Annotated in this window: 12 protein-coding genes and 1 tRNA gene; 2 read left to right on the top strand and 11 right to left on the bottom strand. The window is 68.1% G+C overall.

Annotated elements, in window-relative coordinates:
- Positions 1 to 5: 5 nt before the first annotated feature.
- Genes R2910_06320 through R2910_06310 form a run of 3 tightly spaced genes read right to left on the bottom strand, consistent with a single transcriptional unit; the run spans position 6 to position 1919 of the window.
- Positions 6 to 638: a 1-acyl-sn-glycerol-3-phosphate acyltransferase gene (locus R2910_06320; protein ID MEZ4412579.1), complete on the bottom strand. Its 633-nt coding sequence runs from the start codon at positions 636 to 638 to the stop codon at positions 6 to 8.
- Positions 635 to 1732, bottom strand: coding sequence for a cysteine synthase family protein (locus R2910_06315; protein MEZ4412578.1), 1098 nt, complete (start codon positions 1730 to 1732; stop codon positions 635 to 637). Before R2910_06315 ends, R2910_06320 begins: the two co-directional genes overlap by 4 nt.
- Before the next feature lie 13 nt (positions 1733 to 1745).
- Positions 1746 to 1919, bottom strand: a complete 174-nt coding sequence (locus tag R2910_06310; protein ID MEZ4412577.1) for a hypothetical protein — start codon at positions 1917 to 1919, stop codon at positions 1746 to 1748.
- 170 nt (positions 1920 to 2089) lie between these two features.
- Between R2910_06310 and R2910_06305 the strand changes: the two genes are divergently transcribed.
- Positions 2090 to 3583, top strand: a complete 1494-nt coding sequence (locus R2910_06305; protein MEZ4412576.1) for a transporter substrate-binding domain-containing protein — start codon at positions 2090 to 2092, stop codon at positions 3581 to 3583.
- A 17-nt stretch (positions 3584 to 3600) separates the two neighbouring features.
- A complete protein-coding gene (locus R2910_06300; GenBank protein MEZ4412575.1) occupies positions 3601 to 4437 on the top strand; it encodes a sulfurtransferase in 837 nt (278 codons plus the stop codon).
- A 55-nt stretch (positions 4438 to 4492) separates the two neighbouring features.
- On the opposite strand, the gene R2910_06295 is transcribed toward R2910_06300, so the two are convergent.
- From R2910_06295 to R2910_06260, 8 genes are all read right to left on the bottom strand, one after another.
- Positions 4493 to 7210, bottom strand: a complete 2718-nt coding sequence (locus R2910_06295; protein MEZ4412574.1) for an ABC transporter permease — start codon at positions 7208 to 7210, stop codon at positions 4493 to 4495.
- A 12-nt stretch (positions 7211 to 7222) separates the two neighbouring features.
- On the bottom strand, positions 7223 to 7555 hold the full coding sequence (locus R2910_06290) for a PadR family transcriptional regulator (protein ID MEZ4412573.1): 333 nt from the start codon (positions 7553 to 7555) through the stop codon (positions 7223 to 7225).
- A 248-nt stretch (positions 7556 to 7803) separates the two neighbouring features.
- Positions 7804 to 7877 (bottom strand) — tRNA-Met (locus tag R2910_06285).
- Positions 7878 to 7925: 48 nt separating this feature from the next.
- Positions 7926 to 8210: a septum formation initiator family protein gene (locus R2910_06280; GenBank protein MEZ4412572.1), complete on the bottom strand. Its 285-nt coding sequence runs from the start codon at positions 8208 to 8210 to the stop codon at positions 7926 to 7928.
- Positions 8207 to 9487 (bottom strand): phosphopyruvate hydratase, encoded by a 1281-nt coding sequence (gene eno / locus R2910_06275; protein ID MEZ4412571.1) that lies wholly within the window; start codon positions 9485 to 9487, stop codon positions 8207 to 8209. The genes R2910_06280 and eno overlap by 4 nt, the downstream gene beginning before the upstream one ends.
- Before the next feature lie 81 nt (positions 9488 to 9568).
- Positions 9569 to 10285, bottom strand: a complete 717-nt coding sequence (locus tag R2910_06270) for a lysophospholipid acyltransferase family protein (GenBank protein MEZ4412570.1) — start codon at positions 10283 to 10285, stop codon at positions 9569 to 9571.
- Positions 10282 to 11247, bottom strand: coding sequence for a thiamine-phosphate kinase (gene thiL / locus R2910_06265; protein ID MEZ4412569.1), 966 nt, complete (start codon positions 11245 to 11247; stop codon positions 10282 to 10284). Before thiL ends, R2910_06270 begins: the two co-directional genes overlap by 4 nt.
- Positions 11244 to 12821, bottom strand: coding sequence for a hypothetical protein (locus R2910_06260; GenBank protein MEZ4412568.1), 1578 nt, complete (start codon positions 12819 to 12821; stop codon positions 11244 to 11246). The genes thiL and R2910_06260 overlap by 4 nt, the downstream gene beginning before the upstream one ends.
- Positions 12822 to 12835 lie beyond the last annotated feature (14 nt).

Below are 12835 nucleotides of genomic sequence, written 5' to 3'. Positions count from 1 at the left end.
CCCGCTCACGCGGGGTCCCGCCCACGGGAAGGGGGAAGCGGCACGTCGCGCACATCCGCGAAGTATTCGGGTCGACGCGCCATCTCCTTGCGATACAGGGCGCGCAGGTGCGCGATGTCGGCGGAGGCATCGCCGGTCACGCTGAACGGCGGTTGCGTCAGGTCGATGGTGCGGGTCGACCAGTCGAAGGCGACCGGCACGACGGGCACCGCGGCCGCCACCGCGATGCGGTGGAACCCGGTCTTCCAGTGATCGATGTACTTGCGCGTGCCCTCGGGCGCGAGTGCCAGCACGAACGTCGGGGCGTCCTGCATGCCCGCCAGGACTCCCTCGATAACCCCATCGGGCTTGGATCGGTCGACCGGGATCCCCCCGAGGGCGCGGAGCATCCAACCGATCGGCCCACGGAAGAGGCTGTGCTTTCCCAGCCACTGGGCGTGAAGTCCGAGCGCGAACTTGGCGGCGAGCCCGACGAAGAAGTCCCAGTTCGACGTGTGGGGAGCCACGATGAGGATGTATCGGGGCAGGAGCGGCAGCGCCCCCACCATCCGCCATCCCATCAGGCGGAGCGCGGCCCGGCCCACGAGCACGAGGGGCCCGCCCCCGCCCGAGGGGAACGCGCGTGGCGCGGAACTCACCGTGCCGAGGCCGGCCGGGAACCGATCGATTCCCAGCCCGCGGGGGCCGGGTCGGGATAGTGGCAGGTCTGGCAGGTGCGGCGGAGCGCCGAGAGGCCACGGAGCTCGATCTCGGGCGACAGGAACCCGTCGCGCCGAGGCTCCTCACGCAGGAGGTCGGTGCTCAGATATTTCTTGTTGTCATCGGCGAAGACGGTGGCCACAACGGCGTCGACCCCGATGGCGTCCTGGGCCCGGATGGCGGCCAGGAAGTTGGCGCCCGAGGAGATGCCGACGCCGAGCCCCAGCTCCGTGGCGAGTTTCTGCGCCATCAGGATGGCGTCGCCATCGTCGATGGCGAGGATTCCATCGAGCGTGTCGAGTTCGACGATGGCCGGAATGAACTCGTCCGAGATCCCCTGGATGCGATGATGTCCGACCTTGTGTCCGGTGGACAACGTCGGCGAATTCGAAGGTTCGACCGGATGCAACTTGATGCCCGGAGCCTTTTCTCGCAGGTAGCTGCCGGTGCCCATGATGGTCCCGCCGGTGCCGACCCCGGCAACAAACGCTGCCGGCACCAGCCCCCACGCCGCCAACTGTCCCAGGACTTCCGGACCAGTCGTCTGGTAGTGCGCGTCGCAGTTATCCCGGTTGGAGAACTGCCTCGGCAGGAAGGCGCCCGGCGTTCTCCGCGCCAGTTCCTCGGCCATCTCGATGCTGCCGAGAAAGCCCCCTTCCTCGCGACTGACCAGCACGATGCTGGCGCCCAGGCTCCGGATGAGGTTGATCCGCTCGCTGCTCATCCAGGCGGGCATGAAGATCGTGACGGGATGCCCAAGCGCGCGACCGATCGAGGCGAATGCGATTCCGGTGTTGCCGCTGGTGGCCTCGATGATCATGGCGCCGGCCTTCAGCGCCCCCGTGGCGTAGCCCCGGCGGAGAATGTGGATCGCCATCCGATCCTTGATGCTCCCCGACAGGTTGAGGTGCTCGGCCTTGGCATGCACGGTCCGCCGCGCACCCTGATACTCAAATTCGATGGCGAGCAGGGGCGTGTTGCCGATCAGGCTGGCCAGTCCATCCAGTCGCTCCTGCGGCCGGTGGTCAGTCATGCGAAGCTCCCGATCAGGGCTTGGATGTCGCGTAGATGGTGACGAGGATCAGCGTCGCAAACGGGCCGATGAAGAGCGACAGCAGCCCCCAGAGGAGACCGCTCTTCCCCTTGGCCTGTGCCAGTCCGGCGTTGAGCAGGGCCAGTGTGCCCCAGCCCACGGCATACCCACCGCTGAGGTATTCCATGATGTTCTCCCGGTCCGAGTCTCCAAGACGTGGCGGACGACGCCAGGTGCCCACCACGCACAAACTTACCCAATTCGGGACCGGGGGGCACGCGCCACGCGGCACCGCCCGATGCTTCACTCCGATGGAGATTCGGGCTAAACTCCAGCATCCTCCTGAACGTGAGTCCCATGCCGCGTCGCCTGTCGTCGACACCCCTTCCCTTCTGCCTCCTTGTTGCGGCGGTGATCTCCGTTGGGGGATGCGGCGGCACGGACGTACGCCCGGATGCCGAGGCTGCCGACACCACCGTGGCCGCAGTCCCCACGGACTCCGCCCTCGTGGCGCTGACGCAGCCGCGGCTGGGAGACCTCGACTCGATGCGGGCCCGACGTGCCATCCGGATGCTCGTGGTCCCGAGCAGGACCCAGTACTTCGTTGACGAGGGGCGGCCCCGTGGGCTCGCGGTGGATGCGGCCGCGCTCTTTCAGCAGAGTCTTAACAAGCAGTTCCAGACCGGGGCGGACCCGATTCAAGTCGTGCTCCTCCCTGTCCGCCCTGACGAGCTCCTGCCGGCGCTGCTCGCCGGCCAGGGCGACATCGTCGCGGCTGGGCTGACGATCACACCGGAGCGCCAGGCAGTGGCAGATTTCTCGGCGCCGACCGTGTCGGGCATCTCCGAGGTCGTGGTGACCGGTCCCGCCTCTCCCCGGCTGGACTCGATTGAGGACCTTGCGGGCCAGGAGGTCTTCGTTCGGCCCTCATCCGCATACTACGAGAGCCTCCAAGCCCTCAACGAGAGCTTCAAGCGTCGCGGGCTCCCCCCGGTGCGCCTCCGGGCGGCTCCGGAGGCGCTGGAGGATGAGGACCTCCTCGAGATGCTCAACGCCGGGCTGGTCAAGCTCGTGGTGATGAACGACGTGATCGCCAATTTCTGGCAGCAGGTCCTCCCGGACATCACGCCGCGGCCGGGGCTGACGGTCAAGACCGGCGCCGACATCGCCTGGATGATCCGGAAGGACAGCCCGCAACTCAAGGCCGAGATCAACCGGTTTCTCGCCGACTATCCGGCCGGCTCCGCGACGCGTAACACCCTGCTCCACCGCTACCTCAAGAGCACCCGGTTCGTCACGAACGCGACCGCCGAATCGGAGATGCGGAAGTTCCACCAGGTAGTGGACCTCTTCCGGAAGTACGGGGCCCAGTACGACCTCGACATGCTGCTGATGATGGCGCAGGGATACCAGGAATCGCGGCTGGACCAGAACGCCCACAGCCAGGTGGGGGCGATCGGCGTCATGCAGGTCATGCCGGCCACCGGGAGGTCGCTCGGCGTCGGTGACGTGCACCAGCTCGAGCCGAATATCCACGCCGGCGTCAAGTACGTCCGCAAGCTGATCGACGACCATTTCAGCGACGACTCCCTCGACGCCTTCAATCGGATGCTCTTCGCCTTTGCGGCGTACAACGCGGGGCCAGCGCGAGTGGCAGGATTGCGGAAGAAGGCGGCCGCGCGAGGGCTCGACCCCAACAGGTGGCAAGGCAACGTTGAACTGGTGGCCGCCCAGGAAATTGGCCGCGAGACGGTCACTTACGTGTCCAATATCCACAAGTATTATGTCGCCTACACTCTGGTCATGGAGCAGGAAGCCCAACGTGATTCCGCGCTCAAGGCCGACCGCTAACGCATTCGGAGCATCCCATGTTGACCGTACTTTCCCTGCTGGCTGTCACGCTCCTCGGGGCCGACACTGTCCTGGTCAGCCCCGCGTGGCTCGCTGCGCACCTCGGCGATCCGGGCGTGGTCGTGGTGCATGTCGACCGGAACCGGACCGCATTTGACGCCGGGCACATCGAGGGGAGCCAGTTCCTCCCCCTCTCGTCGATCATCGTCGAACGAGACGGTGTGCCGAACGAGCTCCCCTCCGTGGCCGCCCTGGATTCCGTCCTTGAGTCGGTCGGGATCGGGGACGACACCCGAGTCATTGTCACCGGCGACCCGCTCTCGGCCGCCCGCCTCTTCTTCACGCTGGACTACCTGGGGCATTCCCACCAGGCGGCGTTGCTCGATGGCGGCACCGAGATGTGGGTGGAGGGAGGCTGGCCGGTCAATACCGCGACGGTCCCCGCGCACCGGGGCACGCTGACCCCGGATCCGCAGCCGGAACTCGTGGTCAGCGCCGAGTGGGTGAAAGACCATCTCCACAGCCCGGGAGTCGCGTTCCTCGATGCGCGGCCCGCCTCCGATTTCTCGGCGGGACACATCCCAGGCGCACGCAGCATCTTCTGGAAGACGACGATGGGAGGGAGCCCGCCGGTCCTGCTCAGCCGCGGCGCATTGGAGGAGATGTTTCGCGCGGCCGGCGTCCGGAGCGGAGACCAGGTGGTGACCTACTGCCGGTCGGGGATGCAGGCGAGCTATCTCTATTTCGTGGCCCGCTACCTGGGCTATGAGACGAAGATGTACGACGGCTCGATGGCGGAGTGGACCGGGGTGCCGGGGGCGCCGATCGAGACCGGGGCACCCTCGGCGCAGTGACCAGGGGAGCGGCAGGAGAGGCGGGCTCCCGCTCGGGCCCGCCGGTTCCCCCTCCCTACTCCGCCATCAGCACCTTGGCGGGATCGATTCGCGTTGCACGCCACGCCGGGATCAACACGGCGACCAGCGCGACGAACAACAAGGCAACGGCAGCGAGCGCCAGACTTGCGGGATCCGCCGGACCGACCTGGTAAAGGAATCCGGCGACGCTCTTCCCGATGACGATCACCGCCGCCAGTCCCACCGCGAGGCCGAGCAGGACCGGCCCCGTCATGCCAGCCACGACCGTCCGCAGGATGGTCGCCGACGAGGCCCCGACGGCAATGCGGATACCCAGTTCTCGCGCCTGGCGCAGGACGTTGTAGCCCACCACACCGTAAATCCCGACGCCCGCCAGCAGCAACGTGAGGCCGCCGAATATCGTCAGCAACAGCGAGCCGAGGCGCTGAGGCATGAGCACGGACTCGACCTGCGCCGTCATGGTCCCGACCCGGCTCGGCGACAATCCCGGCAGCACCTCCCGAAACGCCCCCCGCACCGCAGGGATCAATGCCAGTCCATCGCCTGGGCCGCGCGCCGAGAGCGTCAGGAAGCCCCTGGAGGCGAACTGGGGAAACTGGTCCAGGGACACGAAGACAAAGGGTGTCGTCTCCTCACCGATGGCATCCCACGTGGGGTCGGCCACCACTCCGACGATCACGACCTCTGTGGAATCGGGTAGCCGGAGCCGGCCGCCGATCGCTGACCGGTCGCCCCAGTACCGCCGCGCCGCATACTGGTTGACCAGCGCCACCGGCGGGGCGCCGGATGCATCCCGGTCCTCGATCGGGCGGCCTTCCAGGATGGTCATCCCCTGAGCCGCGAAGTACCCGGCGCTGACGAAGACCGCGTCGAACCGGATCTCCTCATCGGGCTTCGGCGCATACCCATCGATCTCGGCGAAAAACCCCTGGAACCCGGCGCCTTGCAGCGGCGTCAGCGAAGCCAGGGACGCCGCCGAGACGCCCGGGATTGCCCGTACCCGGTCGAGCAGCACGCGTCGCGCGCCGGCTTGCTGTTCCGGACTCATCCCGAGCAGCCCGGCGTTGTACCGCAACTGCACGGTGCCCGATCCGTCGAAGCCCAGGTCGGCATCAAGACTGTTGCGCACCGTGCGCGCAAAGATCGCCGATCCGGCCAGCAGCACCAGGCACAACCCCACCTGTAGGGCCACCAGCCCACGCCGTACCTGCGTGATCGCCATCCCTTCGCGGCGAGGGGGATCGCCCCGGATCACGCCGACCAGATCCTGCCGGCTGGCGTGCAGCGCCGGGACGAGTCCGAAGAGCATTGCCGTCCCGACCGCCAGCAGCAGCGCGAAGGTCAGCACGGTCCCGTCCATGGTCACATCCATCGCCCCGATGCCCACGCCACCGGGAAGCTCGTAGGCGGAGAGCCACCGGATCATCACCGCGGCGACCAGCAGTCCTGCGGCCGCGCCGAGCACGCCGAGGAGGATGCTCTCCGTGAGCAGCATCCGGACGACCCGTCCCCGCGACGCGCCGATGGCCAGCTGCACCCCGAGTTCCCGGCCCCTGGCCGTGGCCCGTGCCAGCAGCAGGTTGGCGATGTTCGCGCAGGCCAGTACGAGGGTGAAGAGGACGGTCCCGACCAGGAGCGCCAGGAAGTTGCGGAGCTCCGCCTCGCGGCCCACCGGCAGGATGTACCGTCCCGCGGGATCGACGGTGATCTTCCTCGGCCCTCCGATCGCGGCGCGTTCCTCAGGAAACTCCTCGCCGAGCTGTGCCGCAATGCCCGCCATTTCCTGGCGCGCGCCCTCGATGGTGGCCCCTGGCGCCAGTCGCCCGATGATCGTGCCGATCCACCGGGAGTTCCGGGAGTCGTAATTGTCGAGCTGACTTGCGGAGCCACCCGACGGTCCGAGGAAGGTGGCCGCGTGCATCGGCAGCCAGACATCGCGCGGCGTGGTGAGGCTGAGGCCGCGATAGCCTGCCGGACCGACCCCCACGACCGTAAACGGGGCGCCGTTGATGAGGACGTCGCGTCCGACAATCGAGGAATCACCCCCGAACGCCTCGCGCCAGAAGTCGTGGCTCACGACCGCCACCGCCTGGGCATTTCCCCGCTCCCCATCGCTGGGCATCAGGAGACGACCCAGGGACGGGGCCAGGCCGAGCTGCTCGAAGAAGCCTTCCGACACGACCTCGCCGGTGACGAGCCGGGCGCTTCCCTCCGTCCCGATGTTGAGCGACAGCGGGCTGGCGGCCACCATGCCGGTGAAGAGGCGGGAACGGTCGCGATAGTCGATGAAATCGGGATACGAACTGGAGCAGCGCAGGTCGCCTCGACGGCAGGAGGTGTACAGCGCGGCGAGTTGCGACGGCTCCGCCACCGGGGCGTGGCGCAGCAAGACCTGGCGGACGAGGCTGGCGATCGCCGTCGTGGCGCCGATACCCAGGGCGAGTGTCAACAGCACCGTCACCGTGAAGCCGGGATTGCGGCGCAGTTGCCGTGTCGCGTGGCGCAGGTCGTTGACGGCGTCGCGGACCAGCCCGACACCCCAGCCGTCGCGAATCGCCTGCTTGCGACGGGTGGCGTTCCCGAAGGCACGCTCGGCGCGGGCCCGGGCCACCTCCGGCGCGTCGCCCTGCCGGATGTACTTCTCGGTTTCCATCTCGACGTGAAACTGCAGCTCCTCGGCGAGGTCGTGCTCCATGCGATCTGCACCAAACACCGCGCGGATCCTGAACAGCAGATCAGAGATGCGCCGCATCATTCCTCCAGCTCAGCCGGTGGCGAGAATCTTGTGGACGGCAACGGAGAGGCGATGCCAGTGATCGGTCTCCGTCTCCAGCTGAGCGGCGCCCGCCGGGGTCAGCGCGTAGTAGCGTGCGCGGCGGTTGTTCTCCGTGGCCTCCCAGTAGGAGCGGATACAGCCGTCGCGGGTGAGCCGATGGAGGGCGCTGTACAACGAACCCTGGTTGACGGCCAGCGCATCCTCGGAGATTCGGTGAATCCGCTCCGAAATCCCCCAGCCGTGGGTCGGCTCGCGGGCGAGGACGCGGAGAATCAGCAGATCGAGGGTGCCCTTGATCATGTCGGATTTTGGGCGGGACATCAGGACTCCGAGTCTGAGGTGCACCAGGTGGTACAACGACAGTAGCCATCCTTCTCTCGGTAATCAAGAGGAGAGGGAGAAGCATACCGGCAGGTCCAAGGCAAGAGCCCCATTTCGGGGGCCTGGCAGGGGCGGGACTTGAGCCGAAGGCCGAGGCCCAAAACAAAGGCCCCCTTTCGGGGGCCTGGCAGGGGCGGGACTCGAGCCGAAGACCGAGGCCCAAAAACAAAGGCCCCCTTTCGGGGGCATAGCAGGGGCGGGACTCGAACCCGCGACCCCGGCATTATGAGTGCCGTGCTCTAACCACCTGAGCTACCCTGCCAACACCGCAACGACTGGGCGGCAATCCTAGCCGCGCGCGAGCCGGATATCAAGGTTCCTGGGGCGGGAGCACCCGGAACAGAAACTCGCCGTTCTTGATCATGCCGAACGATTCTCGCGCCACCCGCTCCTGGACCCGCGGGTCGGTCTCGATAGCCTTGGCCGCCTGTTCCAGCGAGTCAACGGCCTCCTCCAGCTCCGCCACCGCCGCCGTTTCCCGCGCCTCCGCCTGCCGCAGTTCCCACCAGTTCCAGACGCTGTATTCCCCGCCCTGCAGCGCAAAGATTGCGGCCAGGACAATAATGACGATCCGGGCAATGGCGACTCGGCTCACAGCGGATAAAGGTCCCGGCCAGGGTAATGGGCCACCTCGTCCAGTTCCTCATTGATGCGGAGCAGCTGGTTGTACTTGGCCACCCGGTCCGTCCGGCTGGCGCTCCCCGTCTTGATCTGCGCCGCCCCCGTGGCCACCGCCAGGTCGGCGATGAAGGTGTCTTCCGTCTCCCCCGACCGATGGCTGATCACCACGCCGTAGGAGCTCCCCTTGGCCAGCTCGATGCACTGGAGCGTCTCGGTCAGGGTCCCGATCTGGTTGACCTTGATCAGGATGGCGTTGGCCGTGCCCGCCTCGATCCCCCGCGCCAGTCGGTCCACGTTCGTGCAGAAGAGGTCGTCGCCCACCAGCTGGACCCGGTCGTGCAGCCGTTCCGTCAACGTGGCCCAGCCGTCCCAGTCGTCCTCCGCCAGCCCGTCCTCGATGGAGACGATCGGATACCGGTCGACCCACTGCGCGTAGAGATCCACCAGCTCCTCGGCGGTGCGCACGCTGCCGTCGCCCTTCTTGAACACGTACTTCCCACCCTTGTACAGCTCCGACGCGGCCACGTCGAGCGCGATCGCCACGTCCTTGCCCGGCTGGTAGCCCGCCGATTCGATGGCCTGCATCACCACGTCGAGCGCCGCCTCATTGCTCGGCAGCATCGGCGCGAACCCGCCCTCGTCGCCCACGGCGGTCGAGAGCTTCATGCCGGTCAGGACCTTCTTCAGCGAGTGGAACACCTCAACCCCCATCCGGAGCCCCTCCGGAAAGGTCTCGGCGCCGATCGGCACGATCATGAACTCCTGGGCGTCCACGTTGTTGCTGGCGTGCGCGCCGCCGTTGAGGATGTTCATCATCGGCACCGGCATGACGTGCGCCATCGGGCCGCCGAGATAACGATAGAGCGGGAGGCCCACATCCTCGGCCGCCGCCCGCGCCACCGCCAGCGACACCGCGAGGATCGCGTTGGCGCCCAGCTTGCTCTTGTTAGGGGTCCCGTCGAGATCCATCATCTCGCTGTCGATGAGAATCTGGTCCTCCGCCGTCATCCCCTCGAGCCGCGGGCCGATCAGCTCGTTGACGTTGCGGACCGCCTCCATAACGCCCTTGCCGGCAAAACGCTTCGCGTCACCGTCGCGGAGCTCCGACGCCTCATGCTCGCCGGTGGACGCCCCGCTCGGCACCGCGGCACGCCCGCTGGCACCGCTGGAGAGGATGACGTCGGCCTCGACGGTGGGGTTGCCCCGGCTGTCAAGAATTTCGCGTGCATGGACTTCAATGATCGTAGACATGAATGGACCGGTAAGTGGTGATTGCGCTTGCCTGCGCTCCTGACTCCTGCGCCTCAAACTACCCGTGCGCCTGCAACGCCGTCAACGCGCCGCCATTGCCTCGATGGCCGCCCTCGCCGTGCTGCTCAGGGTGTCGCGATCCTCGTAGGCCATGCCCACGGTGCCGATCGGCTCGCCGACGCGGACGATGACCTCGCCGGGCCGGACACTGAGGACCCCCTTGGGGGTTCGCTCGAAGGCACCGCGGATACAGACCGGCACCAACGGCACCCCCGCGCGGATGGCGAGGACGAAGGGTCCCTTCTTGAACGGAAGGAGGCGGCCATCGAGACTCCTGGTCCCCTCGGCGAAGACCATGGCCGAGCGCCCGTTGTTCAGCATCGCGGCCGCGGCGTCATAGCTCGAAAAGGAGGAGGCCAGGTTGGCGCGATCGATGAAGATGTTGCCGGCGGATGACATGGCCCGGCCGAAGACCGGGACGCGGGACAACTCGCGCTTGGCCACGTACCGAAAGCTGTTGGGCAGCGCGACGAGGAGGGCCCAGATGTCCACGATGGAGGTGTGGTTGGCGATGAACACGTAGGATGCGGCTGGATCGATATGTTCCAGGCCCTCGGCGACCACCCGCACGCCGTTCGCCCTGAGCAGGATGCGGGACCATCCAATCATGATGCGGTCGTACACATTGTGCGGCGCGTATCGGATGCCGACCCAGGATGCGAGGACCGACCAGGTGGCGTAAAACGCTGTCACGGGCAGCGCGACGAGGAGCAGCCATGCCGTCCGGAGGAAGGTCACGCGAAGTGATCGTAACCGGAGAGCGCGACGGGGACCCCGGCAAAGGTGGCGGCGACCCCCGCGCCCCGCTTGAGGCGGCCGATTCTGGTGAGGACCGTGCCGGTATCCTGCTGGAACCGGCGCGCCTCGGCGTCGTCGAAGGTCTTCGGCAACGCCACCAGCAGCTCGTAGTCCTCCCCGCCCCGCGCCGCGAAGGCCTGAATGGCGTCGCCCCGGGCCAAGGCGCAGGTCACGGCGTCGGGATGCACCGGGATCTGCTCCAGGTCAATCTCGATGCGAACCTCGGACGCGGCGGCAAGATGCGCGGCGTCGCCGCCGAGGCCGTCCGAAAGATCCAGCATCGCGTGCGCGCCGTGCGCCGCCAACCACCGCCCCTCGGCGATCCGTGGCACCGGGTGGGCAAACCGTTCACGCGCCCCTGGCGCCGGGGAGTCGCCGCGCTCCCAGGCGTGCAGCGCCGCGCGAGCGCCCCCCAGCGTCCCTGTGACCCAGAGCGTATCACCGGGACGCGCCTCCGAGCGGGACACCGGACGAGCCGACCGCCCCACGACCGTGATGTCCACCACCCAGGTCGGCGAGCGGGCAAGATCGCCCCCGAGCACCCGCCCTCCTGCGGCGGCGGCGGCGGCGCCCACCCCTCGCATCAGCTCGACCAGGTCATCAGAAGAGGCATCGCCAGGGGCACCCACGCTCGCGGTCAGCCCGACCACCTCCGCCCCGGCGGCGGCGAGGTCCGAGAGCGACGCGGCGGCGGCCCGCCACCCTATCTCCTGCAGCGACAGCCACTCGCGGCGAAAATGGACCCCCTCGACGCTGAGGTCGGTGCTGAGGACGACCTCGCCAAAGCCCGGTGGCAGCACCGCGCAGTCGTTCCCCAGCCCGGTCGCGGCGGGCCCTAGTGCGGCAGCGATCGCCCTGATCCGGTCGAATTCTGCGCCACCGCCGAGGGGAATGTCCGTCATGGCCGCACCGCCTGGAGACGGAAGCGCACCAGGCCCGCCGTCGTCGCCACCCAGAGGTTGTCCGCATCCACCGCCATGTCGAGCGGGATGCCGGGCAGGTCGGCCCCGACAAGCAGGGGCCGAACCGGGATCCCGTCCAACCCAGTCCAACCGACCGCGAGATCTCCTGCCACCCAGAACCCATCCCCCTCGGCCACGAGCCGCCGCAGCGGGCCGAGCACACCGGAAATCGGCGCACCCAGCGTCCAGCGGTCCTCCCCAGGGGCCTTCCAGACGAACTGGTCGCTCGTCACCCCGACCAGCGTGTCCGCCATCCACGCGAAGTCGTAGATCGAGCGTCCGAACGCCGCGGTCTCCTCCACAGACACTGGCCGGATGAGGGCGGACTGGTCGGGTACGGCGCCGCGGGGTCCGTTGGGAGTGCCCACCCACACCGTGTCGGCGCCCATGGCCAGGGCGCTCACCGAACCGGCGTAATCCGGGGCCAGTGCCTCGGCGCCAGTGCTGTCGACAAGACGGGCCAGCCCACGCGCGGTGCCCGCAACGATGATCCCCCGGCGTGATGCCAGGGTGGTGATACGGCGATCGGGGAGTCCCTGCGCCTCGGCGAACCGGGTGAAGTTGGCGGGGTTGTCGGAACTGAACTTGAGGAGGCCCGCGTCGGTCGCGGCCCAGAGCGCCGACCCGACCCCGATGAGACGCCGCGCACGGGTGAATGGCAGGCCGGTCGCGGCCGGACCGCTGAACACCCGGAACTCGGAGAGGTCGCTCGAGATGAACGTCAGTGCGGCCGGGGAGGACTCCTCCCCGTCGGTGATTGCCCAGATGCCTCCCGGTACCGCGTAGATGGCGCCCACCACCGAACCGGGAAGCCCGAAGCTGAGCCGCTGCGGAACGACCGTGCCGTCCGGCACCCAGAGCGCCCCGACCCCGTCGCTGCCGAGGTACCAGCCGAGGTTGTCGAACGAGCGCGCCGCGGAGGTCAGACGCGCGGTCCGCATGGAGGGGTCGAGCAAGAACGCGGAGGACGAGCCCCCGAGCGCCGGATTCGAGGCGATTGCCTGCGCCACGGTGGCCGGCGAGACCGGACGGATGGGGGCCGCCGACGGCACCGCGGTGAACCCTCCACGCGGAACCTTCAGCCACCCGCCTGCCGTGCGGATGAAGAGCCCATCGTACGGGGCGGCCATGTCGAAGGCGATCTGGAGGACACGGCTGTCCACCTCCCCCCGCTCCCAGAGCTGCAGGTCGGCTTGGAAATGCACCCACCCGGTCATCGTGGCGAGCCAGAGGCTGTTGTCGAGCGGGTCGATCATGCCCGCGGTCACCCGCTCCAGCGCGCCGGGCACCGGTGCCTCGAAGGGTCCTTCCCAGCGACGGACGACGGGGTTCCACGAGAGGACGGCATCGGGCGAGACCACGAAGACACGCTCAGGGCCCGCGGCGACCGCGCGGATGACCGTCCAGTCCCCGATCACGACCCGCTCGTCGGGGCGCCAGTTCCGCGAGACCTGGGCGGTCAGCGGAGAAAAAGCCCCGAGGAGGAGCAGTGCAAGCGCGTAAGTCAGTCGCATGGAGGAAAGGTATC

The sequence above is a fragment of the Gemmatimonadales bacterium genome (assembly GCA_041390145.1).
Classification (GTDB): domain Bacteria; phylum Gemmatimonadota; class Gemmatimonadetes; order Gemmatimonadales; family GWC2-71-9; genus SPDF01.
This window is presented reverse-complemented; position numbering and strand designations above follow the sequence as displayed.

Bases quoted from the DNA above. Each gene is read 5' to 3' on its own strand.
- R2910_06315 (MEZ4412578.1), bottom strand. From the start codon at position 1,732: ATGACTGACCACCGGCCGCAGGAGCGACTGGATGGACTGGCCAGCCTG.
- R2910_06310 (MEZ4412577.1), bottom strand. From the start codon at position 1,919: ATGGAATACCTCAGCGGTGGGTATGCCGTGGGCTGGGGCACACTGGCC.
- R2910_06305 (MEZ4412576.1), top strand. From the start codon at position 2,090: ATGCCGCGTCGCCTGTCGTCGACACCCCTTCCCTTCTGCCTCCTTGTT.
- R2910_06300 (MEZ4412575.1), top strand. From the start codon at position 3,601: ATGTTGACCGTACTTTCCCTGCTGGCTGTCACGCTCCTCGGGGCCGAC.
- R2910_06295 (MEZ4412574.1), bottom strand. From the start codon at position 7,210: ATGCGGCGCATCTCTGATCTGCTGTTCAGGATCCGCGCGGTGTTTGGT.
- R2910_06290 (MEZ4412573.1), bottom strand. From the start codon at position 7,555: ATGTCCCGCCCAAAATCCGACATGATCAAGGGCACCCTCGATCTGCTG.
- eno (MEZ4412571.1), bottom strand. From the start codon at position 9,487: ATGTCTACGATCATTGAAGTCCATGCACGCGAAATTCTTGACAGCCGG.
- thiL (MEZ4412569.1), bottom strand. From the start codon at position 11,247: ATGACGGACATTCCCCTCGGCGGTGGCGCAGAATTCGACCGGATCAGG.
- R2910_06260 (MEZ4412568.1), bottom strand. From the start codon at position 12,821: ATGCGACTGACTTACGCGCTTGCACTGCTCCTCCTCGGGGCTTTTTCT.